Raw genomic sequence first — 25040 nt, forward strand, 5'->3', positions numbered from 1 at the left:
GAACCTTTCTACTTGCTGAATCGATTGCAGATAGCTGCCGCCTCGCCCGAACCTTCGAAACATTTCGAATAAACTTCGCCGGCTGCCTCTTTTTTTCTCAAGGACATGTACTTTGACCAACGTCTGTTCCGCCGGCCTGGATGTGGGCTTCGCCTCCCTGGATTACCTGCAGATTTTCATCCTTGGCGTGATCCAGGGCATTACCGAGTTGTTGCCGGTGTCGTCCACCGCCCATATGCGTGTGGTCCCCGCCCTGCTCGGCTGGCAGGATCCGGGCTCGGCGTTTTCGGCGGCGATGCAACTGGCGGCGCTGGCGGCGGTGGTCAGTTACTTCTGGCGCGATGTGCGCCAGGTGGTCACCGGCAGCATTGGCGCGGTGCGCCAGGGTGACTATAACAATCAGTGGTTCAAGCTGGCGGTGGCGATTGTGCTGGCGACCATTCCGATCTGCATTGCCGGCCTGGCGTTGTCGTCGACCTTGAATGCCTGTAACTCGCCGCTGCGCGGGTTGATGGTGATCGGCATCGCTTGCGTGGTGATGGCAGTGTTGCTGGCGGCCGCCGAACTGCGTGCGCGGCATACGCGGGAGGTGAGCGAAATGCGCCTGCGCGATGCGTTGATCGTCGGTATCGCACAGATTGGCGCCTTGATTCCCGGGGTCTCGCGTTCCGGTTCCACGCTGACCGCCGCGCTGTTCCTCAATTTCAAGCGTGAAGAGGCTGCGCGTTTCTCTTTTCTGCTGGGCCTGCCGGCGATCGCCCTCGCCGGCTTGAAGGAGCTGTGGGTGCTGCTGCACGCCGATATGCCGGTGCATGCCTGGCCGCACTTGCTGTTTGGCCTGGTAGTCGCCAGCGTCTCGGCGTTCTTCGCGATCTGGGGCCTGATGAAGTTCCTGGAGCGGTTCTCCACCTGGCCGTTCGTGATCTACCGCGCGCTGCTGGGGATCTTCCTGATCGTCGCGGTCAGCACCGGGTTGTTGAGCTGAGCCTCATCGACCTCAGCGCTCGAAATCGCGTGCATCGTGCCGCTCCGGCAGTTGCTCTTCGAGCGGCCCGGACACCCGGTTGACCCGCCGTCCACGCTGCACCGCCGGGCGCGCCTCGATCGCATCGGCCCAGCGCAGCACATGTTTGTAATCCTGCACCGAAAGGAACTGCGCCGCGTCATACAGGCGGCCTTTGACCAGGCCGCCGTACCAGGGCCAGATGGCGATGTCGGCGATGGTGTAGTCGTCACCGGCAATGTACTCGCTCACGGCCAGGCGCTTGTCGAGCACATCCAGTTGGCGCTTGGTTTCCATGGCAAAGCGGTTGATCGGGTACTCCATCTTGCTCGGCGCATAGGCGTAGAAATGCCCGAAGCCACCGCCCAGGTACGGCGCGCTGCCCATCTGCCAGAACAGCCACGACAAGCACTCGGCGCGGGCCGCAGGTTCGGTCGGGAAGAACGCCCCGAATTTCTCCGCCAGGTACTGCAGGATCGCACCGGACTCGAACACGCGAATCGGCGTGGCGCCGCTGCGGTCGAGCAAGGCGGGGATTTTCGAGTTCGGGTTCACCGCGACAAAGCCGCTGCCGAACTGGTCGCCGTCGCCGATCTTGATCAGCCAGGCGTCGTATTCCGCGCCGGTATGCCCGAGGGCCAGCAGCTCTTCGAGCAGGATCGTGACTTTCTGCCCATTGGGCGTGGCCAGCGAGTACAACTGCAGCGGGTGTTTGCCGACCGGCAGTACCTTGTCGTGGGTCGCCCCGGCGATGGGCCGGTTGATACTGGCGAACGTGCCGCCACTTTCGGTGTCCCAGGTCCAGACCTTGGGGGGTACGTATTCGGTCATGCTTACGACTCCTGATGTGCTTGAGGTCAACGAATCGACCCAGACTAAACCAAAGGTTGGGGTTGCGTCACAACCCAGCCTTCATCCTTGAGCGCTGGGTGGACACTTATCGGTAACGCCTTTCAATTGCCCCAGGTAGCTGTCCACTTCCTTGAACAACCACTGGGAAAACGCCTGCTGCTTGGTGTGCGAACCTTCGCGGGGCGGCCAGACCAGCCAGTAGGGATACGCGTAGGGCACACTGATATCGCCGAGCTGCACCAGTTCGCCACGGGCGATGGCGTCCTGCACCAGGCTGCGCCGCTCCAGGGCGATGCCCTGCCCCAGGCGCACCGCCTCCAGGATCAGGTTGGAGTCATTGCTGCATAAGCAGGCGCGCTCACCGGACATCTCGACGCCCGCCGCCTCGCACCATGGCAGCCAGGACTCGGTGCTACGGATGATCGGGCTGTCGACGATCTGCTGTGGTGTCTGCGGCAACTGCCCGTGATTGAAATGAGGCGCGGCCACGGCGATCACTTCATCGTGAAACAACAGCCGCTGCTCCACGCCGTCCCAATCGCCCTCGCCCATGCGGATGCCGATATCGACCGATTCCTGATGCAGGTTGGAAATGCTCAGACTGGCTTGCAAGCGAATGCGGATATGCGGGTACAACGCCTGGAACGTCGGCAGGCGTGGGACCAGCCAGGAGCAGCCGAACGAGGGCAGCACCGCGACCACCAGTTCATCGGTCTTGGGTTGGGCCTGGATCAAGCGCGTGGCTTCGGCGATATCTCCCAGCGCCTTGCGAATCTGCAAGGCGTACAGGCGCCCGTCTTCGCTCACCCGCAGGCCGCGACCTTCGCGCACGAACAGGGCCAGACCGACGAGCTCTTCCAGCACTTTGATCTGCTGGCTGATGGCTGAGTGGGTAACGTGCAGTTCCCTGGCCGCCAAGGTCACGCTGCCCAATCGCGAGGTGGCTTCGAAGCTGCGCAGGCAGGTCAAGGGAGGAAATACGCTCATGTAAGCTCAGCTAACCTTTTACGGTAAAAATAATCGATATTGCAGGACCTACAGCCGCTTTAAAGTTACCTAAATTAACCAATCCTGCCAACTACCCATTACCAAGGAGGCTTTATGAAACTGGTCGGCATGCTGGACTCGCCTTATGTACGCCGCGTGGCCATTTCCCTGGAACTGTACGGGGTGGATTTTGTGCATGAGCCCTTGTCCGTGTTCAGCACCTACAACGCATTCGCGCGGATCAACCCCGTGGTCAAGGCGCCCACCCTGGTGCTGGACGATGGGACCGTGTTGATGGACTCCAGCCTGATCCTGGATTACCTCGAAGCCCTCGCGCCAGCTGACAGAAAGTTGCTGGCGCAGCCCCCGGCGGCACGCGCCAAGGACCTACAGTTGCTCGGGCTGGCCCTGGCGGCCTGTGAGAAAAGCGTGCAGATCGTCTATGAACACAACCTGCGGCCGGCCGAGAAGCAGCATGCGCCGTGGCTCGACCGCGTCAGCGGGCAATTGCTGGCCGCGTATACGCTGCTGGACAAACACCTGAGCCAGGCCGACAGCGAAGCGCTGACCCAGGCCTCGCTGACGGTAGCGGTCGCCTGGTCCTTCAGCCAGTTCACCGTGGCCTCGGTGGTCAAGGCGGATGCGTTCCCCCATGTGCAACGCCACGCCGAACGCCTGGAGCAGCACCCGGCCTTCAAGCGCTACCCCATCGAGTGACCGGAGTTACACCCAGCCGCCATCGACAATGAAGTTCTGCGCCGAACACATCGCTGACGCCTGCGAGGCGAGAAACAGCGCCATGCTGGCGATGTGTTCCGGCAATACGCTGCCAGGCAGGCACTGGCTGCGGCTGATCAGTTCCTTGGCGGCGTCGTCGACCCACATCGTCAATTGTTTTTCGGTCATCACCCAGCCCGGCACCAGCGTATTGACGCGGATACGGTCCGGGCCCAGCTCACGCGCCAGCGCCCGCGTCATGCCGTGGGCGGCGGCCTTGCTGGCGGCGTACACCGGGTAGCCGGCGGAGGCCATCATCCAGCCAACGGAGCCCAGGTTGATGATCGAACCGCCGCCCGCACGTTTCATCATCGGCACCACAGCCTTGGCAGCAAAAAAGGCGTGCTTGAGGTTGACCGCGATCAGCTTGTCGAACGTCTCCGAATCAACTTCCTCCAGGGTATGACGCACGTCGTTGGCGGCATTGTTCACCAACACGGTGATCGGCCCCAGGGCGTATTCGAAGCGCGCAATCGCGGCCTTGTAGGCAATCTCGTCGGTGATATCGCAGTGACCGAACTCGACGGTGTGCCCCTGGGCACTCAACAACGCCGCCAGGCGCTCGCCCTGGCCTTGCGCGCGGTCGACGAACGCCACCTTGGCCCCCTGCCCAGCGAAGGCTCGCACCATGAATTCGCCGATCCCCGAAGCGCCTCCGGAAATCAATACGGTCTTGCCCTTGAGGTCGGGATAAACGGCCTGTTCAGTACTCATATCAAGGTTGCCTCGATCAATTAGTCTTATTTTATTTTACGAAATCGGCGTTTAAGGCTATAAATTTGCGGCCTCACCGACAAAATATCGCACATTAGTAGAACTATTCCACTCAAAACAACAAAAGGAAGTTCGACCATGAAGCACCCTCGATACCTGTTGTCCGGCCTCGCCTTGTCCATGCTGATCGCCAGCGGTGGCGCGCAGGCCGCCGGTCTGTCCAGTGAACACAAACCCTTCGGAAAAACCAACGACGGCACCGCTGTCGAGCAGTACATATTGCGCAACAGCCATGGCATGCAAGCCACGGTCATCACCTATGGCGGCGTGTTGCAGGCGCTGAAAGTGCCGGACAAGCACGGCAAGGTCGAGGACGTGGTGCTCGGCTTCGATGATGTGCAGGGCTATCAGCGCGGTACGGCGTTTTTTGGCGCGACCATTGGCCGCTTCGGCAATCGCCTGGCCGGCGGTGCGTTCGAGCTCGACGGCAAGCGTTATCAGGTGCCGCTCAACGACGGTCCCAATTCGCTGCATGGCGGCGCCCAGGGCTTCGACAAGCGCGTGTGGCAAGCCAAGCCCGTCAAGGACAAGGATTCGGTCGGCGTGACCCTGACCTACCTGTCCAAGGACGGCGAGATGGGCTTTCCCGGCAACCTGACCACCGAAGTCACCTATCGGCTCAACGACAACAACGAATTGCACATCGACTACAAGGCCACCACCGACAAACCGACGGTGCTCAACCTCACCAACCACAGCTATTTCAACCTCGCCGGCGCGGGCAACGGCGACATCCTCAAGCAGGTGGCGACCTTGCACGCCAGCCACTACACGCCGGTGAATGCCACCTTGATTCCCACCGGCGAAGTGGCACCGGTCAAGGGCACGCCGATGGACTTTCTCCAGCCCACCGCCATCGGCCAGCACATCAAGGACGCGCATCCGCAACTCAAATTCGCCGAGCCAAAACAGGGCGGGTTTGACTTCAACTGGGCGCTGGATACCCAGGGCGACATCAAGCAACTCGCCGCCGACGTGTACGACCCCGCCTCCGGCCGCCGTTTGCAGCTCTACACCACGGAACCTGGGGTGCAGTTCTATACCAGCAACTTCCTCGATGGCTCGGTGAAGGGCAAGGCAGGCAAAACCTACCTGCATTGGAGCGGTTTCACACTGGAGACCCAGCACTTTCCCGATGCGCCGAACCAACCGACGTTTGCCTCGACACGCTTGGACCCCGGGCAGACCTACACCCAGCGCACCATCTTGAAGTTTTCCGCCGATTGAGGATGGCGGCGGGCTTGCCGGCGACCGAAACGCTGTCGCCGGCAAGCCGGCGTCCGGCGCTAATGTGATGCAAATAGTCCCCAAAACCGTGCTTGGCTGCTATTGTGCCGCGCTTTGAAAAGCCGCCTACCAGCAAGGAATTGGACGTTGAACACTGACGAAAAAATGACCGGGGACCTGTTCGAGGTGGATAAGCGTCTGTCACTCAAACCCGTGGTGGACTTCAACGCCTACCTGCGCAACGCATTCGGCGACGGCCCCTGCACCTGCGTGCGCTGTGCTGCCGCTGGCGGGGAGGAAACCGGCTATGAGTTCCAGCACACCTTCAACCTCGACACCAAACCCACCCACCGCCGCTTTGCCTCGACGGCCGGCAGCGATGTGCTGTTGATGTTGAAAAAGGCGTGGCTGTCGTACACCAAGGCGGAGTTGCCGCTCAGTGGTGTGCTGGCATTGCCGACGGTGAAGGAGTTTGTCGAGCCACAGTTGCACAAGCGCCTCGCCCCGTTGTTTCTGGCCAGTGGGTTGGCCAAGGATGTCGACGGCGAACTGCGCATCCAACCGCAGGCCATGGCCTGATCCCGCCCGTTGAGCCCCCCTTGAATGCGCGGCTCAGGCGTCGGGGTGATAAATCGAACCGTTGAGTGAGCACAGTAGCGAGCGTCCTACCCAGGGACGCCGCTGTCCCTACGCCAATCCTGCCTATTTCGGCTTTTTCCTTGCGCAAGTTTCATCAGTGGGATCAGCATGGCCCTCAATGAATAGCCGCTTGATCGAATAACGCGCCTTCACCACCAAAGCCGAACACCGTCGCACCGAGACGGGCATCCTGCGCGTGACGATGTCGCCCGACTGCCGCCGCGCAGGGTTGGCGCAGCGAAAGCACAGCTCAGGTTTTGCGTTGATCACAAGGAGTTCTGGATGGCCGCACCAAGCAAGAAGATGAGCCTGTTGGGCCTGACCACCCTGGTAGCGATCAACATGATGGGCTCGGGGATCATCATGTTGCCGGCCAGCATGGCGCAACTGGGCGCGATTTCACTGCTGTCGTGGGTCGTCACTGCGCTCGGTTCGATGGCGATCGCCTACGGCTTCGCTCAATGCGGGCTGTTCTGTACCCGCAGCGGCGGGATGTCGGCGTATACCGAGGAGGCCCACGGCAAGTCGGGGTTTTTCCTGTGTTCGTTTCTGTATTTTCTGTCGCTGATCATTGCCAATGTGGCGATTGCGATTTCGGCGGTGGGTTATTTGTCGTCGTTCATTCCGTGGCTGGGCAGCGGGCCGGGGCCGTTGTTCGTCGGCAGCCTGGCGCTGATCTGGCTGACCACCGTGGCCAACTTCGGCGGCCCGCGCATCACCGGGCGCATCGGAGTGGTCACGGTATGGGGTGTGATCATTCCAGTGGCGGGGCTCTGCGTGATCGGTTGGTTCTATTTCAAGCCCGAGGTGTTCACGGCCGCCTGGAACCCACACCAACGGCACCTGTGGGACGCCGTCAGTGCGAGTATTCCTCTGACCTTGTGGGCGTTTCTTGGCATGGAGTCGGCCGCCCAGGGCTACGACGCGGTGGAGAACCCCAACCGCACCGTGCCCCTGGCCTGCCTGCTCGGCACGCTTGGGGTGGCGGTGGTGTATGTGCTGTCGACCGCAGTGATCCAGGGCATCGTGCCCAATGCCGAACTGGCCGCGTCCTCCGCACCGTTCGCACTGGTTTACGCACAGATGTTCAGCCCCTGGGTCGGCAAGCTGATCATGGCGCTGGCGGTGGTGGCCTGTATCGGCTCGTTACTGGGCTGGCAATTCACCCTGGCGCAAACGGCCAAGATGTCGGCGGACCAACGCCTGTTTCCGCGGTTTTTCAGCCGCATCAGCGCCGCGAATGCACCGGTGCTGGGGCTGCTGGCGTGTGCCACGCTGCAAAGCCTGATTGCCTTGTCGACCATCTCGCCCAGCGCCAGCGCGCAGTTCAGCAAACTGGTGAACCTGGCGGTGGTGACCAACCTGCTGCCCTACGTGACCGCCCTCACCGGCCTGCTGGTGATGATGTACAAGGCACACGCCAGCGCAACGGTGCAGGCGCGCAATACGCTGGTGGTGCTGGTGGCCGTGGGGTATTCGCTGTATGCGATTTATGCCTGCGGTGAAGAGGCGGTATTTGGCGCGATGCTGGTGCTGGCGTTCGGGTATCTGTTGTATGGCTTCCTGGCCAAGCGGTTTGTCGGGGAACCGGCAGATTCCCCTGGCAGATGAAGATCAAAATGTGGGAGGGGGTTTGCCCCCGATTGCGCCAGTCGATACGTGTATTGACTGAACCACCGCTATCGGGGGCAAGCCCCCTCCTACAGTATTTACCGCGTTTGCCTGAACTGATTATTTACGTGCAGCCTCCCACTGCTTGAGCAGGTCGCCGTAGGCCACGGTTTCGCCTTTGGGTTTCTCGTTGGCCAGTTTCGGCTTCGGCGCGCCCGGCTGGTCGAACCAGTATTGGGCGTCACGCTCCGGGTTCATTTTCGGACCGCACACCGGTTGCACTTTGGAGCGTTCCAGGCGCGTCATGATCGCGTCTTGCTCCTTGGCCAGGTTGTCGAGCGCCTGTTGCGGGGTTTTCTCGCCGCTGGCCGCCGCCGCAATGTTGCTCCACCACAATTGCGCCAGGCGTGGATAGTCCGGCACGTTGGTGCCGGTCGGCGTCCACTCGACCCGGGCCGGGCTGCGGTAGAACTCCACCAGGCCGCCAAGCTTCGGCGCCAGGTCGGTCATGGCCTGGGAATTGATGTCCGACTCACGGATCGGCGTCAGGCCGACGATGGTTTTCTTCAGCGACACGGTTTTCGAGGTGACGAACTGCGCGTACAGCCAGGCCGCGAGCTTCTGCTTCTCAGGCGTCGACTTGAGGAAGGTCCAGGAACCCACGTCCTGATAACCCTTCTTCATGCCCTTTTCCCAATAAGGCCCGACGGGCGACGGCGCCATACGCCATTTCGGTGTGCCGTCGGCGTTGACCACGGGCAGGCCCGGCTTGGTCATGTCGGCCGTGAACGCGGTGTACCAGAAGATCTGCTGGGCGATGTTGCCCTGGGACGGCACCGGGCCGGATTCGGAGAAGGTCATGCCGGCCGCTTCCGGCGGTGCGTAGGCTTTCATCCAGTCCACGTATTTCTGCGTGGCGAACACGGCGGCCGGGCCGTTGGTGTCGCCGCCCCGGGTCACGCTGGAGCCCACCGGGTGGCAGTCCTCGACGCGAATGCCCCACTCGTCCACCGGCAAACCGTTGGGCAAACCCTTGTCGCCGCCACCGGCCATGGAGAACCAGGCATCGGTGAAGCGCCAGCCGAGGGACGGGTCTTTCTTGCCGTAGTCCATGTGCCCATAGATGCGCTTGCCGTCGATTTGCTTGACGTCCTCGCTGAAGAACTTGGCGATGTCTTCATAGGCCGACCAGTTCACCGGCACGCCGAGGTCGTAGCCGTATTTTTCCTTGAACTTGGCTTTCAGCTCCGGCCGCTCGAACCAGTCAGCGCGGAACCAGTACAGGTTGGCGAATTGCTGGTCGGGTAACTGGTAGATCTTGCCGTCCGGCGCGGTGGTGAAGGAGATACCGATAAAGTCCTTGATATCCAGGGTCGGCGAGGTGAAGTTCTTGCCTTCGTTGGCCATCAGGTCAGTGATGGATTCGGTTTTGCCGTAGCGAAAGTGCGTACCGATCAGGTCGGAATCGTTGACCCAGCCGTCATAGATGTTCTTGTCGGACTGCATCTGGGTTTGCAGCTTTTCCACCACATCGCCTTCCTGCAGCAGGTCGTGGGTCAGCTTGATACCGGTGATTTCACTGAAGGCCTTGGCCAGCACCTTGGATTCGTATTCATGGGTGGTGAGGGTTTCCGACACCACGTTGATCTTCATCCCACGGAACGGTTCGGCGGCCTTGATGAACCACTTGAGTTCCTCGAGCTGCTGGTCGGCCGTGAGGGTCGACGGCTTGAACTCGCTGCCGATCCATTTTTTCGCCGCTTCTTCATACGCATCGGCCCAGGCCGTAGCACTCAAACCACTGAGGGCCAGTACGGCGGCCAATGAAATGCTATGTCGCAGCTTATTGTTTTTATCGAACATAGAGACCTCCTGGTTGATTTCAAAAGGGACTACAAACGCCACACACCCCTTGTTGGAGCGAGCTTGCTCGCGAAAAACGCCCAGACACCGCGCACGCCCAGAAACGCCGCGTTATCGTTGACGAATTTCGCGAGCACGCTCGCTCCTACAGGGAATAGAGGCATCCGCACTAGCCCCAACGCATCACACACAACAGCCATACAAGGGAGAGCGCGGACGCCACCCAGATGCTCCAGTCGGTTGCGCCGATCACCAGCAGGTGCAGGTAAGCGCTACCGAGAAGACCGATAAACAAACGATCACCACGGGTGGTGCTGATCGGCAGAAACCCGCGCCGAGGGATACTCGGCGCGCGCAGTTCCCAAGTGGTCATGCCCGCCAGAATCAGGGCGATACCGCCAAAGAACAGCGCGGTGGGGGTGGTCCAGGCCATCCATTCCATCATCGACTCCTCAGACCCGGCCCAGGGCAAAGCCCTTGGCCACGTGGTTGCGTACAAACCAGATCACCAGCATGCCGGGCAGGATGGTCAACACCCCCGCCGCCGCCAGCACGCCCCAGTCGATCCCCGACGCCGAGACGGTACGGGTCATCACCGCCGCGATGGGCTTGGCATTGACCGAAGTCAGGGTGCGCGCCAGCAGCAGTTCGACCCAGGAAAACATGAAGCAGAAAAACGCCGTCACGCCGATGCCGGAGCCGATCAATGGGATAAAAATCTTCACAAAGAACTTGGGGAAGGAGTAACCGTCAATGTAGGCGGTTTCGTCGATTTCCTTGGGCACACCCGACATGAAGCCTTCGAGAATCCACACCGCCAATGGCACGTTGAACAGGCAGTGCGCCAGGGCCACCGCGATATGCGTGTCGAACAGGCCGATGGACGAATACAGCTGGAAAAACGGCAACAGAAACACCGCCGGCGGCGCCATGCGGTTGGTCAGCAGCCAGAAAAACAGGTGCTTGTCGCCCAGGAAGCGATAGCGCGAGAACGCATACGCCGCCGGCAGCGCTACGCTCAAGGAGATCAGCGTGTTCAGGCTCACGTAGTACAGCGAATTGAGATAGCCGGTGTACCAACTCGGGTCAGTGAAGATCACCTTGTAGTTGGCCAGGGTGAAATCCTGCGGAAACAGCGTCAGCCCGCCGAGGATTTCGGTATTGCTTTTGAAGGACATGTTCAGCAGCCAGTAGATCGGCACCAGCAGGAACAGGATGTAGATCAGCAGCGGTATGACTTTGCGCTTGCTCATGTTGGTGGCCTCAGCGGTTGGCGTCGGAATGGGTCATGGCGGTGTAGAACAGCCAGGACACCAACAGGATGATCAGGAAGTACACCAGGGAAAACGCCGCGGCCGGGCCCAGGTCGAATTGGCCGACAGCCATCTGGGTCAGCGTCTGGCTGAGGAACGTGGTGGCGTTACCCGGCCCGCCACCGGTCAGTACGAAGGGCTCGGTGTAGATCATGAAACTGTCCATGAAGCGCAGCATCACCGCGATCAGCAGCACACTTTTCATCTTCGGCAGCTGGATATGTCGGAAAACCGCCCAGGCCGACGCCCGATCGATACGCGCCGCCTGGTAGTACACATCTGGAATAGCGCGCAGCCCCGAGTAGCACAGCAGCGCCACCAGGGAGGTCCAGTGCCAGACATCCATCACCAGCACCGTGACCCAGGCGTCCATGGTGTTGGCCGCATAGTTGTAGCTGATGCCCATCGCATTGAGGGTGGAACCGAGCAACCCGATATCGGCGCGGCCGAAAATCTGCCAGATGGTGCCCACCACGTTCCACGGAATCAGCAACGGAATGGCGAGGATGATCAGCACCAGCGATGACCAGCGGCCCTTGGTCGGCATGGTCAGGGCGATGGCGATGCCCAGCGGGATTTCGATCAGCAGCACGCACGCCGAGTAGATGAACTGGCGCAGCAGCGAGTCGTGCAGACGCGGGTCGAGTAGCACCTGCTTGTACCAGTCGGTGCCAACGAAATAGCGGCTGGACTGGTCGAAAATGTCCTGCACCGAGTAGTTGACCACCGTCATCATCGGGATCACCGCACTGAATGCCACCAGCAGGAACACCGGCAACACCAACCACCAGGCCTTGTTGTTCTGCACCTTGTTCATGGCCGCACCTCCAGCAGGTAATCGTCGACGTAGAGCATCAGCCACTGCGCGGGGAAGCTGATAGAGGCGGTGCCTTCGGGCACCGGTTTGTCTTCGGCCAGGCGCACTTTCAGGGTGGCGCCGTCCAGGTTCAGGGTCAGGATCTTGTAGGTGCCGAGGTCTTCAATATGGGTGACGTCGGCTTGCAGTGCGTCAGGGTTATGCTCATCCCACACATGAATGAATTCCGGGCGGATGCCCACCTGCAAGGTCGTGTAGGGCGTGTCGGCGAGGCGTTGCTGCACGGCCTCGGACAACCGCAGATGGGTGTCGGCAAAGCGCACTCCGCCGGCCTCAGCCTGCACTTCGATCAGATTCATCCCAGGGCTGCCGATGAAATAGCCGACAAACGTATGGCTCGGCCGCTCGAACAACTCCCGCGGCGTGCCGAATTGCACGATTTGCCCGCCGTACATCACCGCGATCTTGTCGGCGAAGGTCGAGGCTTCCAGCTGGTCGTGGGTCACGTAGACCATGGTGATATTGAACTGCTCGTGGATCTGCTTGAGCTTGCGCCGCAGTTTCCATTTGAGGTGCGGGTCGATCACCGTCAGCGGTTCATCGAACAGGATCGCCGAGACGTCGTCACGCACCAGGCCCCGGCCCATGGAGACTTTCTGTTTTTCGTCGGCGGTGAGGTTGCGTGCCTTTTTGCTCAGCAGGCTTTGCAGGTCAAGGACTTCGGCGATTTCCTGCACCTTGCTGTGAATTTTCGCCTCGGCCATGCCCTGGTTACGCAACGGGAAAGCCAGGTTGTCGAACACCGTCATGGTGTCGTACACCACCGGGAACTGGAACACCTGGGCGATGTTGCGTTTTTCCGGGGTCAGCTCGTTGACCACTTTATGGTCGAACAGCACTTGCCCTTCGGACGGGCTGAGCAGGCCGGAGATGATATTGAGCAGGGTTGATTTGCCGCAGCCCGAAGGCCCGAGCAAGGCGTAGGCGCCGCCCTGCTCCCATACGTGGTTCATTTCCCGAATGGCGTAGTCCTCGGGACCTGTCGGCGTAGGGCTGTAGCTGTGCGCCAGGTTCTGCAAATGGATCTCGGCCATCAGGCAACCCTCGCGACACGGCGTCCGGGGGCCTGGACCAAGCGGCCCTGGCCATCAAACACAAACAGTTTATGGGTGGGGATATACACACGGATCGGCGCGTCGACGTCGTACTCATGCACCCCCGGCAAGTGCAACACCAGCAGGAAATGCTCGCTGCGCACATGCAGGAAGGTTTCCGAGCCGCTGATCTCGGCGACTTCCACGGTCACCGCCAGTTCGAGGTCGTCGTCGTTGCTGGGCACCAGGCTGATATGGCTGGGGCGCACGCCAAAGCGGAACTCGCCCTCGCCGATGGGACGCAGGTCAACATTGAGTGGGAAGTGTACGAAATTGGCGAAGCTCACTTCATTGCCGCTGATGCTGCCCGGCATCAGGTTGATCGGCGGTTCGGAAAACAACTCGGCAGCCAATACGGTCTGCGGCTGGTGATACACCTCGGCGGCCTTGCCGCTCTGGATCACCCGGCCTTCGTGGAGGATGGTGGTGGTGCCACCGAGTGCCAGCGCTTCGTTGGGCTCGGTGGTGGCGTAAATCGCAATGGTGTGGCGGGCCTTGAACAGCTCGCGCATTTCCTGACGCAGCTCTTCGCGCAGTTTGTAGTCCAGGTTCACCAACGGCTCATCGAACAGGATCAGTTCGGCATCCTTCACCAACGCGCGGGCCATCGCCGTGCGTTGCTGCTGGCCGCCGGACAGCTCCAGCGGGTGGCGCTTGAGGAACTTCTCGATGCGCAGCATCTTCGCGGTTTCCAGCACCTTGCTCTGGATCAGCTCGTTGGACACACCGGCCTGGCGCAACGGCGAGGCGATGTTCTCGAACACGGTCATGGTCGGGTAGTTGATGAACTGTTGATACACCATCGACACGTTGCGCAGGCGCACCGGTTTAGCGGTGACATCCACGCCGTTCATCAGGATGCGACCGCTGTCGGGCTTGTCCAGGCCGGCCATCAGGCGCATCAGGCTGGTCTTGCCGGACAGGGTGCGACCGAGCAGCACATTGAAGGAGCCGGCCTCGAAACGCAGGTTGGCGTCGTCGATCCAGGTCTGGCCTTCGATGACGCGGGAGACATGTTCCAGGGTCAATGACATGACACGCCCTTTTTTATTATTGGAATGAATCTGGCCAGTGGTCACAGCGAGTTTCGTGCCAACCGCAGCAGGTGCTTGATCCACAAGGAAATGCCCTGAAAGCGAGGTTCGGGAGCGAACAAAAATGAACAATTCGGACTGAACAACTGAACACTCAGCGGGTTGACAATGAACAGTTCTGAACAACACTGTTTGAACCCGATTGACTGAACAACGCAGAACACATGTGGGAGGGGCGGTGCGACTATTCGACTTGCCCCCTCCCACATTGACCGGGTGACATCCGTTAGATTGCGCAAGACCCAAAAACAATAAAAAGAAGGTCTCCATGGCCGAACCGCTGACTCACGACACCCTCATCCAGGAGTCCTGGCGCCGCTGCCGCGCATTCGGCCTGGACCACCAGAGCCCACCCAGCTTTGACCAACTGCCCGCCGAGGGCATCAGCCAATTGCTGGAGAGCCAGCATTCCCTGGTGCAGACCACCCACCAGGAAGTGTTGCCTTACTACGAGAACATCCTGAGCAACTCCAACTGCCTGATCATGCTGGCCGACAACCGGGGCCAGGTTTTGACGTCGTGGGGCACCCAGCGCTTTATCGACCCCAAGTTGGCCCGTGGCTTCAGCCCCGGCGCCAGCTGGATGGAGCGTTCCAGCGGCACCAATGCCATCGGCACCGCGCTGGCCTGTGTCCAGGCGGTGCATATCGAACACGATGAACACTTCCTCAAGGCCAACCGCTTCATGACCGGTTCGGCGGCGCCGATCTTCGACGCCCAGCGCGAAATCATCGCGGTGCTGGACGTGTCCAGCGACAGCTACCTGCCGCCCTCCCACACCCTGGGCATGGTCAAGATGATGAGCCAGACCGTGGAAAACCGGCTGATCCTCAACCTGTTTCGCGGCGAGCATTTCCAGCTGACCTTCAACACCGGGCTGAACAACCTCGACAGCCAATGGGCGGGCCTGCTGATCTTTGATGAAAGCGGCCAGGTGTTATCGGCCAACCGCCGCGCCGACAACCTGCTGGGCATCAGCCTGTCGCGGGTGATGATCGACCGTTTGTTCAAGGTGTCGATGCTGGAGTTACTGAATCAGCCGGAGGGTTTGCCGTTCTCCTTGCAGGCGGCCGGCCGCAATCGCTTCCAGTGTTTATTGAAGCGGCCCAAGCAGATGCCGGTACACGCGCGGGTTTTCAGCGAACCGGCGCCGCCGCAAGCCGTACCGATCAGCCTCAAGACCCTGCATTTTGGCGATGTGCGCGTGGAAAAAGCCGTGCGCCAGGCCGAACGCCTGCTGGAAAAGGACATTCCGCTGCTGATCCACGGTGAAACCGGCGTGGGCAAAGAGGTATTCGTCAAAGCCCTGCACCAGGCCAGTTCGCGCAGCCAACAGGCCTTTATCGCGGTGAACTGTGCGGCGATTCCCGCTGAGCTGGTGGAATCGGAACTGTTCGGCTACGAAAAAGGCGCCTTCACCGGCGCCAATCAAAAAGGCAGCGTCGGCCTGATCCGCAAGGCCGACAAGGGCACGCTGTTTCTCGACGAGATCGGTGATATGCCACTGCCGACCCAGGCCCGCTTGCTGCGGGTCTTACAGGAACGCTGCGTGCAACCGGTGGGCAGCAGCGAGTTGTTCCCGGTGGATTTGCGCATCATCTCCGCCACCAACCATGTGCTACGCGAGCAGGTGCAGGCCGGGCGCTTCCGTGAGGATTTGTACTACCGCATTGGCGGGCTGACCCTGGAGTTGCCGCCACTGCGCGAGCGCACTGACAAGCAGGCGTTGTTCCAACAACTGTGGCAGCAACACCGCGAACCGAAGCAGTGGGCCGGGCTGAGCGCCGAGGTGCTGGCGTTGTTCGAGCAGCACCCGTGGCCGGGCAATTTGCGCCAGGCCAGCAGTGTGTTGCAGGTGGCGTTGGCCATGGCCGAGGAGCAGCCGATCCGCCCGGAGCATCTGCCGGACGACTTCTTCGTCGATCTGAACGTGACGGCGCCGCTGCCCGCCAGCGCGCCTCTGGAGGACAGCATTGACCTGACGCGGCGCTTGAAAGCGGCAGGCGGGAATATTTCCCACCTGGCGCGGGAACTCGGCGTGAGCCGCAACACCCTGTACAAGCGCCTGCGCCAAGGCAATGACTGAAACCCGGGCAGCAATCGACCGCTGCCCTCTCGAGCTTGAAACCGCCCTGCCCGCACGCGACACTGCACCGCTCCATCACGAGGACACCGCCGATGACCGCAACCGCCGCCACCGTTTCTGCACGGGAGGCTTATCAAGTGCTTAAGGATATGGCCCTGGAAACGCGGGTCATCAGCGCCTGTGCGGCAGCGGATGACACGGTAAGCGTGGAAACCGACGGCTGGCGGATGGTGCTGCTGACCCAAGGTGCGGCGCTGGTGGGGTGCCAGCACTGCCGCTCACCCGACGGGCGGCATGGCTCATTGGACAGCTGGCAACGCTATGGCACCAACCCAGTGGCATTGATGAGTATGTGGGAGCACGCGCAAGTCGAGCGCCTGTTGTCGGTGTCTCAGCGCCAGCTCCACGACACGCCGGTGTAGATGCCCCGACCATCCCCGGGCGTGGAGCGGGCGGCGTCCAGGCCCTTGTCGTCATAACCCGGGGTGACGGTGTTGGCGTAGCGGCGGTTGGTCAGGTTGCGCAGGTCAACCCAGGCTTGCCAGTCCTGCTGCGGGGCGTCGTAGCCGAACGTGGCGCCGAGTAAGGTATAGGCCGCCGCGTAGTAGGAATTGGCGTAATCCACCGCCACCCGCGAGGAATGCTCGGTGTTGAGGCTGGTGTAGAAACCGGTCGGATGGCTGTAGCGCAACTGTGCCTGGTAGTAGTGCTTGGGAATGCCCGGCAAGGTGTTGTCGCCGAAGCGGTCGTCGTTGCGGTAGTGGAAGTCGCTGAAGGTGTAGGCCTGGCGCAGGGCGAGCTTACCGCTGCGGCCGCCATCCCACAGCGGGCTGAGCAGGCTCAGTTCGACACCTTGGTGAACCGTGGGGCTGGCGTTGGCCTCGGCGAGGATCGCGTTGGTGGTGGGGGTCTGGGCCTGGGTTTCAACGGTGAGCAACTCGTGGCGCACTTCCGAGCGGTACAGTGCCAGGTCCCATTGGCCGAACCACGCGTCACCACGGCCGCCGACTTCCAGGGTGGTGGCGGTCTGGTTTTTCAAACTCACGCCTTCGCGTTGCAGGCCGGTGGCCGGGCCGCTGCCCGGCCCGAAGTATTTGTTGGAACCCCAGATCATCGACCAGGCATGCGGCGGCTCGACCGAGCGGCTCAGGTTGCCGTACACCTGCAATTGCGGGGTGAAGTCATAGCGCAGGCCGATGCGCGGCGCATAGTCCCAGTCATGTTGACTGAGCGGCGCCTGGCCGTCGGGATAGGTCACCTGGGTTTCGCGGCGGGTGTAGATCGCGGCCAGGCCGGTGGTCAGCCACAGGTCCGGGACCAGTTCCAGGTCGTTGCCGATATGCAGCACCGTGTCGGAGCCCAGGTAGCTGTAGTCGCGGGTCTTGGTGCCGGGGGCATAGCCTGCGGTATTGCCGACAGGAATTCGCACGTATTCCGACGCGCCATTGTTGGGCATCGCCTGGGTGGTGCGCAGGCCGATCGTGGTTTTACTGTCGTGACCGAACAGGGTGTCCTGGCGAATGTAGTTCAGCGTGCCGCTGATATCGGTGTAGGCGACTTTCAGGCGATTGGTGCCCTCGCGCAGGTCCATCGGGTAGTCGTGATAGGCCAGGCCGACTTCCAGCCGTGCGTTGTCGTCGAGCTGCAACGTGGTCTTGTTGGCGATCCAGGTGGAGCCCGGTTGCAGGCGTTTTGAATCGCGGGCGGCGTTGAGGCTGTTGGCGGCACGCGGATCATGGCTGATCTGGTAGCGCGTGAGCTTGCCTGGCGTGTCGTTGGTGGTTTCGCGGTAGCGCAAGTAAAAGCGCGTCTCCAGGTTCGGGTTGAAACGGTAGCCGAAGTTGGCCGCGACGCCCTTGCCCGTGCCGGCGCTCTGCTGCTGATAGCCGTCGGATTCGGAATCGGTGAGGCTGATGTAATAGTCGGCATCCCCCAGCACCTGGCCCGAACTGATCTCGCGCTGGGCGTAGCCACGGCTGCCCGCTTCGTAGCGCACTTGCAGCTTGGGCGCGTCGTAGCCGGTATGGGTCACGTAATTGACCGCCCCACCCAGGGCCAGCGCGCCCTGATCAAAACCGTTGGCACCGCGCAGCACCTCGACGCGGCTTTGCCACAAGGGGTCCTTGAGTTCATAGGGCGTACCGCCGGGGCCTGTCAGCGGCAAGCCGTCGAACGTCTCGTACAACCCGGAAGCATGGGCGCCGGGGCTGCGGTTGAGGCCCGAGCCACGGATCGAGAGTTTGACGCCTTCATTATTCGCCGCCTTGGCGTACACCCCGGCCTGATACTTGAACACGTCCTCGTTGGTGCTCACCCGCCCCTGTTGCACGCTGCTCATGTCGATGTAATTGGTGCCGCCGGGCACGCGCTTGAGCTGCGCCTGCGCCACTTCAGCCGCGCTGGCTTCGCTGGTGGTGACTTCGACCGGCGCCAGTTGCAGGTCTTCGGCCTGCACAAGGGAACTGAGGGTCAGGGCAGCAAAAAGCAGCGGGGGTTGGCGCAGCAACATGGGGCGGGTCCTTGGAATGCGGGGGCGTGAAGGCAAGGCCTCGCACGCGAACTGTGATGGGAAGACCGGGACGCTCGCCAGGTCACGCCTTATTCAAGGCGCAGAGCCTTCCCGGCCCCTGAAAAAACCACCTGTCTCCTAGCCCGCGGCGGACGCCAGCGCGCGCATGAAGTCATCCGCCTCCGACCCCGCCGGAAAGCGGAAACCGTACATTTCGTCGGTCGTCAGAATGCTGTTGAGGGCGTCGCGAAATTGCGCCTCAGTCGGCGACTCCTGCAGCAGTTTGTGTGCCGGTAACAACAGCTCGGCAGAGACGCCTTGCGCACTCGCGGCGTCAATCACCGCAAACAGGATAAATCGCAGGCGGATTTCGCGATCCGTGGGCCAAACCGTTTTTCGCTTACCCAAGGTAGGGCCTCATATTTAAGAAAAGTCCGAGGCTATTGCCGACAGATGGGCGTTTCAAGCAGTGCAGTGCAAGATAGGGCACTTCCTACAGAGGAAACGGAAACACCGCACTCAACGGCCCTAACGCTCACTGCACCGGCAGAAAATTCATCAGCAACAGGCTTTGCGCGTAATTGACGCCAATGCGTCGGTAGCGCTCATCGAGCATCTGGGTCAGCAGGTCGAGCCGCGCGACGATCTTGCCGAACTCGACGGCGAAACTGAGGTTACTGCCCTCCTCCGAGATCTCGTTGGAAAACAGCAGCAGCACGCCATTGGCATCCTGACGCTGGCTGAGCAGCCAGGTGGCCTTTTCGATATTGCGCGCCGCGTTGCTGACGAATTGCGGGTTGATCGTGTCAGAGATATAGAACCGGGTGCGCCCGCCATGTGCAGTCACCAGCATGCTGCCAATCGCATAGATAAACGCCCCGACCCGATCGCCGCGAAACTCGGGGCTCAAGGAGTAACTCAGGGCCGCCAGATCGCGACGATCCCCCAGGGCGGGCAGCGGTTGACGGTTTTCGATGGCCGAACGGATTTCCCGCGCCGCGCTCACCGCGTCCAGGTAACCCGACTGCCGCCACTGGTTGGGGTTGCGCAGGTACAGCTTGTTCATCAGCAGATACAGGCTTTGCAGGTTATCGCGCATGCCGAGGGTGGCCATGCGGTCGACGCTGGTCTGGAGAAACTCATCAGGCTTGCCATTGCTGAATTGCCTGGCGATATCGCGCCCCTGTTGCTGGCTGCAGGCGGTGGTGCAGAGCAGAAACACGAGGACGAGCCAGCGCGGGCGGTTCATCCATCGGCAGGTAAGAGGCGGGAACGTATGATCCATCGGCACCAGGTCTAGTTCTTATGTCCACACGCAGTATGAGTATGGCTGGGATAGAGATAGATCCGAAAAATCCGAAAAAGTGCAGGATTGGGCAACAGAACATCCGGAAGGTCATGAGAAATGCCCAGTGCATGTCAGTGGGTTTCGCAACAAAGCGACCTCAGGGCCGGTCGGCACCCGAATCAGCACAAGCGCGTAACGATCCGCAGGTTCAGGCTGCCAAAACGGGAACCTCAACCTTGTAGGGCAAGCGTCGGACATAGCCTCCCGCCGACAAAGAACGCGTTATACAAACAAAAACGCCAGCTTCAGCAGAGCTGAAACTGGCCGTCAATGCGTTGCGTCTTCCGGGCTTGACCGGCGATCGTCCGCTTAGAAAATCGAGATTGGGTAATCCACGATCAGACGGGTTTCGTTGTAATCCCCTTCCGCCTGATCAGCGTTACCGCGGTGCCAGGCTTGACGCACGCGCATCGACAAGTCTTTGACCGGGCCGCTCTGCACCACGTATTTGGCTTCAAAGTTGGTTTCATGGTGCTTGCCGTCAGCACCATAACCATAGGCACGGTAGGCGCTGCCGACCGGCATGTGCGTGCCGTCGATATTGTCACCGTTGAGGTAGCGCGTCATAAAACTCAGCCCTGGCACGCCATAAGTCGCCATGTTCAAGTCGTAACGGGCCTGCCAGGACTTTTCGCCTGGGCCGTTAAAGTCAGAATATTGAACCGAGTTGGCCAGGAAGATGGAGTCGGCCAGATCACCCGACTTGTTATTACCCACGGCCACATAGTCGAACGGCGTGTCGCCGTGAACTTTCTGGAACGCCAGTGTGACGGTATGAGCACTCAGGAAAGAGTACGCCGCTGCCAACGACCAAGTGGTGTTGTTGATAGAACCGGCTTTGGACTGGCCGGAATCGGTGGTGCGGTAGATGTTGAAGTCCAGGTTCAATGATTGATCGGCAGTGAACGGAATCGTGTAGTTGGCATTACCGTAGTATTGATGCCAGACGTCCTTGAGGTCCGAGGCAAACACGCTCATGGACAAGTTATCGGTCAGCGTGTACTTACCGCCGAGGTAGTCAATGCTCTTGGCCGGTATATTGGCATAACCGGCATACAATTCGTGGCTATTGTTGGTCGTGGTCGGACCGTTACTGCTGGTGAAGTGCCCGGCGTCAAAGTTCAACCCTTCAATTTCGCTGCTCAACAGGTTGAAGCCAGTCGCTGTTTGAGGCGTGGCGCGAGTACCCGCCGTGGCCAGGACCGGGTTGTTGGGCTGCAAGTTGCCATAATGCAGTTCAGTCTTGGAGAACCGTGCCTTGATCGACGCGCCTGCACTGCTGAAGTCATTCTCCGGCCGGCCGTTGCTGTCGACCGGCAAGTTGCCAGAGCCTGCATTGCCTTTGCCACCGTCCAGCTTCACGCCCCAGTATCCGTAAGCATCTACACCAAAACCGATGGTGCCTTGGGTGAAGCCGGAGGAGAAGTTGCCTTGTATCACCTGCAACCAGTCCTGTTTATCACCCGCCGAATTCTTACCGTCACGATCAAAATAAAAGTTACGAAGCAGCAGGTTCAAACTACTGCCTTCAACAAACCCCTTGGCAGTCGCCTGGTCCTCCACACCCGCGGCTGACGCTAGTTGACTAGCACCCAGCGAGACCGTCAGCGCCACCAAATTCCACTTAAAAGACATTGTTTGTTCCCCTGTTTTTAATAGAGCTGCCTCGTCTCTCAACGCACAGTCAGCAGGGTCTCCCCTGAAGTCAGGCGGTCAAAAGCGAAGAGTCATAAGTCGATGGCAGATGAGAAGGTTTCTAAGTCGCAACGCATTGACTGCGCAGCGCAAGGTACCGTTTTATAACGGTTTATTTTTAGTACAGGGCAGAGCCTAAGGTGAAAAACTTATAACACTTTCCCGCCGATGGAATGACCTCGTTTCCCGTGAAAGTAATTTTCCATTTCTGTAACAATTCAGGTTTATACAAGACAGCCGGACGCGTGAAATGAGCTGGACATCGATGTTTCGCATACATCTAAAGTCCCAACTGCACGATGAAAACGGCACGCTCTGAGCCTGGATATCCGCAAAGGGCCAAACTGATTCAGGCGTTCTTGGGGCTCCCTTATCGAGAGCGGCGAATGCCGCAATATTTAAAGCAACGTTGTGCTAGCGTACCTGTAGGACGGATTACATGATGGTCTTAGACGCATGCCTCGAGGTCGATACGACTACAAGCCTCGAGGCAGGACATCACATCGCTATAGAGCCAGCCTGCAGGTATCGCAGCGCCATGGGGGTACAGAACCTGATGACACACATTGCCCCATTGCCCCCCCTTGATTCGAGTCACGATCACCCACTCATAACGGCCGCGTTGTGAACGCTGAGCTACCTCATTCAGGTTCGCAGACGCCGCTTGAGGGTTTGTGCGAGGCGCAGGTGCAGCAACGTCTGGCGCAGGACGGGCCGAACGAACTCCCCGCCTCCCGCCGACGCAGCGCCTTGCGCCTGATGTGTGACGTGGTCTTCGAGCCGATGTTTCTCCTGCTGGTCGCGTGCGGCGCTTTGTACATGGTGCTGGGCGATGTCCAGGAAGCCCTGATGTTGCTGGGCTTTGTCTTCGTCGTGATGAGCATCAGCTTTGTCCAACAGCGACGCAGTGAACGCTCCCTGAATGCGTTGCGGGACCTCTCCAGCCCAAGGGCTAAAGTGCTAAGGGAAGGTAAGGAGTGCAGCGTTCCCGCGCGGGACCTGGTCGTTGGCGATGTTGTGATGCTGGCTGAAGGCGATCGCGTACCCGCTGACCTGCTACTGACAACATGCGCCAACCTATCAATTGATGAGTCCTTGCTGACCGGAGAATCCATGCCAGTCAGCAAGCTGGTCGCGTCGCAGTCTCATACACTTGGTGATCCAGCGCCGCCGCCAATGAATACGGCCCTTGCGCAGGCATTTTCAGGCACATTGGTCACGTGCGGCACCGCCCAGGGACGTGTCACCGCCACAGGCGAGCGCAGTGCGCTGGGCCGGATTGGCCAGTCACTGGCGGACATCGAGGTGGAACCCACCCCGACACAACAGCAAACGCGTCGTGTGGTCAAGCGGGTCGCTGTCATAGGCCTGGCGCTGGCGGCGGCGCTCGCTATCGCTTTCGGGCTGCTGCGCGGTGACTGGCTGCATGGGATGCTGGCGGGCCTGACGCTGGCGATGGCAATCCTACCGGAGGAGTTGCCGGTTGTACTGACGCTCTTTCTAGGCCTCGGCGCCTGGCGACTCGCCCGTGAGAAGGTGTTAGCGCGTAGCATCCCTGCCGTCGAATTGCTCGGTGCGACCACCGTCTTATGCGTCGACAAGACCGGTACGCTGACGGCTAACAGAATGACGGTCAGGCGCCTTTGGTCCGAGGAGGCTGAGTATGAAGTCGCCAGGGACGGTACTGACGGCGGCATGCCTTTGCAGGAGGCGCTCCATGGTGTGCTTGAGTACGCGGTTCTCGCCAGCCACCGCCGTGCTTTCGACCCGATGGAGTCGGCCATCGGCGAGACCGGGCAGAGCCTGCTGGCGCTCACCGAGCACCTTCACGCCGACTGGACCCTGATCGACGACTATCCCTTGTCACCCCAGATGCTGGCAATGTCGCGGGTCTGGCAATCACCGAATCAACGAGAGCGACTCATTGCCGCAAAGGGAGCGCCCGAGGCAATCGTCGATTTGTGCCATATGGATCCCGTTCGCAGCGCGCGCATTGCGGCTCAGGTGCTGGCGATGGCGGCAGACGGCCTTCGCGTTCTCGGCGTCGCACAGGCGACCTTCGCCGCCGAGGTATTGCCCGGTTTACAGCACGACTTCGACTTCAGGTTTCTAGGATTGGTCGGGCTCGAAGATCCGATTCGTCCAGATGTGCCGCAGGCTATTGCCGAGTGCCGGGCCGCAGGCATCCGTGTGGTGATGATGACGGGCGACCACCCGGCCACAGCGATGTCGGTCGCCAGGCAGGCCGGGCTGGGCACCGATGCGCCGGTGATCACGGGAACCGAACTGTCCACGCTGAACGTTTCTGAACTGGCCGCACGACTGATCACCACGCAGATCTTCTGCCGTGTTCAGCCAGAGCAGAAACTGCGCCTGGTACGCGCGTTCCGTACACAGGGTGATGTCGTCGCCATGACCGGCGACGGTGTCAACGACGCGCCTGCGCTGAAGGCAGCCGATATTGGCGTTGCGATGGGTGCGCGTGGCACCGAGGTCGCACGCGAGGCGGCCGCGCTGGTTTTGCTCAATGATGATTTCGAGTCGTTGGTGACCGCCGTGCGCTATGGCCGCCGCATTTTCGCCAACTTGCGCAAGGCGATTGTGTTTGTGGTGGCCGTACACGTGCCGATCGTCGGCCTATCGATGCTTCCAGTGCTTTTCGGCTGGCCGATGGTGCTGATGCCGGCGCACATTTTGTTCTTGCAACTGATCATCGATCCTGCCTGCTCGGTCGTGTTCGAGGCCGAACCGCTTGAGCCGGATGCGATGAAGGCTCCTCCACGTCGAAAGGAGCAACGGTTGTTCGACAGCGCAGTGATGATACGCGGCCTCTGCCAGGGCATTGGCTTACTGATACTGCTTCTCGCGACGTATGCGGGTATGAGGTTCTTTGCGCCGGTAGCGTCTGAGCAAGATGAGCTTGCGAGAACACTGACCTTCGTCGTCCTGGCGCTGGCCAACCTCGCCCTGATCCATACCAATAAGTCATGGGGCCGCACGCGCTGGGTGGGGCCTGGCGCGTTTGGCACCCAGCTCAGTTGGATCGCTTTCGCAACGTTGGCCATGTTGGCGATAGCGCTGTTTTTTCCGCCGGTTACCCAGCTGTTCTCATTCGTGACACCCGCGCCAGCACTGCTACTTTTCGCATTTGGCATCGTCGCGCTGAGCGTAATGTGGTTCGAAGTCGTGAAATGGCTAATACGAATGAGGAGCGGGCATAGCGACTGAGCGAAGCCTTTCGTGCTGATCCCCGAGTTCGCCAGGGGCTGCACATGTCGCAACCCAGGCGAG

Annotated in this window: 21 protein-coding genes; 8 read left to right on the top strand and 13 right to left on the bottom strand. The window is 60.6% G+C overall.

From position 1 onward, the window contains the following. Positions 1-112: 112 nt before the first annotated feature. Positions 113-985, top strand: coding sequence for an undecaprenyl-diphosphate phosphatase (locus tag RGV59_RS24015; protein ID WP_017846697.1), 873 nt, complete (start codon positions 113-115; stop codon positions 983-985). Positions 986-997: 12 nt separating this feature from the next. Here the strand turns inward: RGV59_RS24015 and yghU are convergent, their stop codons facing one another. Both yghU and RGV59_RS24025 read right to left on the bottom strand, forming a co-directional pair. After that, positions 998-1834: a glutathione-dependent disulfide-bond oxidoreductase gene (gene yghU, locus RGV59_RS24020; RefSeq protein WP_046383028.1), complete on the bottom strand. Its 837-nt coding sequence runs from the start codon at positions 1832-1834 to the stop codon at positions 998-1000. Positions 1835-1915: 81 nt separating this feature from the next. Then, entirely contained in the window at positions 1916-2842 is a 927-nt protein-coding gene (locus RGV59_RS24025) for a LysR substrate-binding domain-containing protein (RefSeq protein WP_126587227.1), read from the bottom strand. A 114-nt stretch (positions 2843-2956) separates the two neighbouring features. On the opposite strand from RGV59_RS24025, the gene RGV59_RS24030 reads away from it, so the two are divergent. Continuing rightward, the gene (locus RGV59_RS24030) at positions 2957-3559 is read left to right on the top strand and encodes a glutathione S-transferase family protein (RefSeq protein WP_102618865.1); all 603 of its coding nucleotides are present in this window, start codon (positions 2957-2959) and stop codon (positions 3557-3559) included. 6 nt (positions 3560-3565) lie between these two features. Here RGV59_RS24030 and RGV59_RS24035 read toward each other — a convergent pair whose 3' ends face one another. Then, the gene (locus RGV59_RS24035) at positions 3566-4333 is read right to left on the bottom strand and encodes an SDR family NAD(P)-dependent oxidoreductase (RefSeq protein WP_017846701.1); all 768 of its coding nucleotides are present in this window, start codon (positions 4331-4333) and stop codon (positions 3566-3568) included. A 138-nt stretch (positions 4334-4471) separates the two neighbouring features. Between RGV59_RS24035 and RGV59_RS24040 the strand changes: the two genes are divergently transcribed. The 3 genes from RGV59_RS24040 to potE all read left to right on the top strand — a co-directional run bounded on the left by RGV59_RS24040 (position 4472) and on the right by potE (position 7870). Beyond that, positions 4472-5620: an aldose epimerase family protein gene (locus tag RGV59_RS24040; RefSeq protein ID WP_057004388.1), complete on the top strand. Its 1149-nt coding sequence runs from the start codon at positions 4472-4474 to the stop codon at positions 5618-5620. A 147-nt stretch (positions 5621-5767) separates the two neighbouring features. Beyond that, on the top strand, positions 5768-6199 hold the full coding sequence (locus RGV59_RS24045; protein ID WP_017846703.1) for a hypothetical protein: 432 nt from the start codon (positions 5768-5770) through the stop codon (positions 6197-6199). Positions 6200-6541: 342 nt separating this feature from the next. Then, the gene (potE, locus tag RGV59_RS24050; RefSeq protein ID WP_046487170.1) at positions 6542-7870 is read left to right on the top strand and encodes a putrescine-ornithine antiporter; all 1329 of its coding nucleotides are present in this window, start codon (positions 6542-6544) and stop codon (positions 7868-7870) included. Between the two features lie 120 nt (positions 7871-7990). Here the strand turns inward: potE and RGV59_RS24055 are convergent, their stop codons facing one another. From RGV59_RS24055 to RGV59_RS24080, 6 genes are all read right to left on the bottom strand, one after another. After that, the gene (locus RGV59_RS24055; protein WP_108525131.1) at positions 7991-9733 is read right to left on the bottom strand and encodes an ABC transporter substrate-binding protein; all 1743 of its coding nucleotides are present in this window, start codon (positions 9731-9733) and stop codon (positions 7991-7993) included. A gap of 169 nt (positions 9734-9902) precedes the next feature. After that, entirely contained in the window at positions 9903-10175 is a 273-nt protein-coding gene (locus tag RGV59_RS24060) for a DUF2160 domain-containing protein (protein WP_017846706.1), read from the bottom strand. Positions 10176-10185: 10 nt separating this feature from the next. Further along, positions 10186-10986: a carbohydrate ABC transporter permease gene (locus RGV59_RS24065; protein WP_017846707.1), complete on the bottom strand. Its 801-nt coding sequence runs from the start codon at positions 10984-10986 to the stop codon at positions 10186-10188. Positions 10987-10996: 10 nt separating this feature from the next. Then, positions 10997-11863, bottom strand: a complete 867-nt coding sequence (locus RGV59_RS24070; protein WP_046487164.1) for a carbohydrate ABC transporter permease — start codon at positions 11861-11863, stop codon at positions 10997-10999. Then, positions 11860-12957 carry an ABC transporter ATP-binding protein gene (locus RGV59_RS24075; RefSeq protein WP_126587226.1) on the bottom strand — a complete coding sequence of 366 codons (1098 nt, stop codon included), beginning with the start codon at positions 12955-12957 and terminating at the stop codon, positions 11860-11862. The genes RGV59_RS24070 and RGV59_RS24075 overlap by 4 nt, the downstream gene beginning before the upstream one ends. Beyond that, positions 12957-14051 (bottom strand): ABC transporter ATP-binding protein, encoded by a 1095-nt coding sequence (locus RGV59_RS24080; RefSeq protein WP_102618745.1) that lies wholly within the window; start codon positions 14049-14051, stop codon positions 12957-12959. The genes RGV59_RS24075 and RGV59_RS24080 overlap by 1 nt, the downstream gene beginning before the upstream one ends. A 328-nt stretch (positions 14052-14379) precedes the next feature. Here RGV59_RS24080 and RGV59_RS24085 point away from each other — a divergent pair, with 328 nt between their 5' ends. Together RGV59_RS24085 and RGV59_RS24090 are read left to right on the top strand one after the other, a co-directional pair. Next, a complete protein-coding gene (locus RGV59_RS24085) occupies positions 14380-16197 on the top strand; it encodes a sigma-54-dependent Fis family transcriptional regulator (protein WP_126587225.1) in 1818 nt (605 codons plus the stop codon). Between the two features lie 92 nt (positions 16198-16289). Continuing rightward, the gene (locus RGV59_RS24090; RefSeq protein ID WP_126587224.1) at positions 16290-16619 is read left to right on the top strand and encodes a hypothetical protein; all 330 of its coding nucleotides are present in this window, start codon (positions 16290-16292) and stop codon (positions 16617-16619) included. On the opposite strand, the gene RGV59_RS24095 is transcribed toward RGV59_RS24090, so the two are convergent. From RGV59_RS24095 to RGV59_RS24110, 4 genes are all read right to left on the bottom strand, one after another. Continuing rightward, a complete protein-coding gene (locus tag RGV59_RS24095; RefSeq protein ID WP_322247061.1) occupies positions 16589-18706 on the bottom strand; it encodes a TonB-dependent receptor family protein in 2118 nt (705 codons plus the stop codon). The genes RGV59_RS24090 and RGV59_RS24095 overlap by 31 nt on opposite strands. A 138-nt stretch (positions 18707-18844) precedes the next feature. Next, entirely contained in the window at positions 18845-19114 is a 270-nt protein-coding gene (locus RGV59_RS24100; protein WP_017846713.1) for a hypothetical protein, read from the bottom strand. A gap of 127 nt (positions 19115-19241) precedes the next feature. After that, positions 19242-19955, bottom strand: coding sequence for a hypothetical protein (locus RGV59_RS24105; RefSeq protein ID WP_017846714.1), 714 nt, complete (start codon positions 19953-19955; stop codon positions 19242-19244). Positions 19956-20363: 408 nt separating this feature from the next. Then, positions 20364-21689 (bottom strand): OprD family porin, encoded by a 1326-nt coding sequence (locus tag RGV59_RS24110; RefSeq protein WP_026139991.1) that lies wholly within the window; start codon positions 21687-21689, stop codon positions 20364-20366. A 684-nt stretch (positions 21690-22373) separates the two neighbouring features. On the opposite strand from RGV59_RS24110, the gene RGV59_RS24115 reads away from it, so the two are divergent. After that, the gene (locus tag RGV59_RS24115) at positions 22374-24977 is read left to right on the top strand and encodes a cation-translocating P-type ATPase (RefSeq protein ID WP_126587375.1); all 2604 of its coding nucleotides are present in this window, start codon (positions 22374-22376) and stop codon (positions 24975-24977) included. Positions 24978-25040 lie beyond the last annotated feature (63 nt).

It is taken from the genome of Pseudomonas sp. FG1, assembly GCF_034313875.1.
Taxonomy (GTDB): Bacteria; Pseudomonadota; Gammaproteobacteria; order Pseudomonadales; family Pseudomonadaceae; genus Aquipseudomonas; species Aquipseudomonas veronii.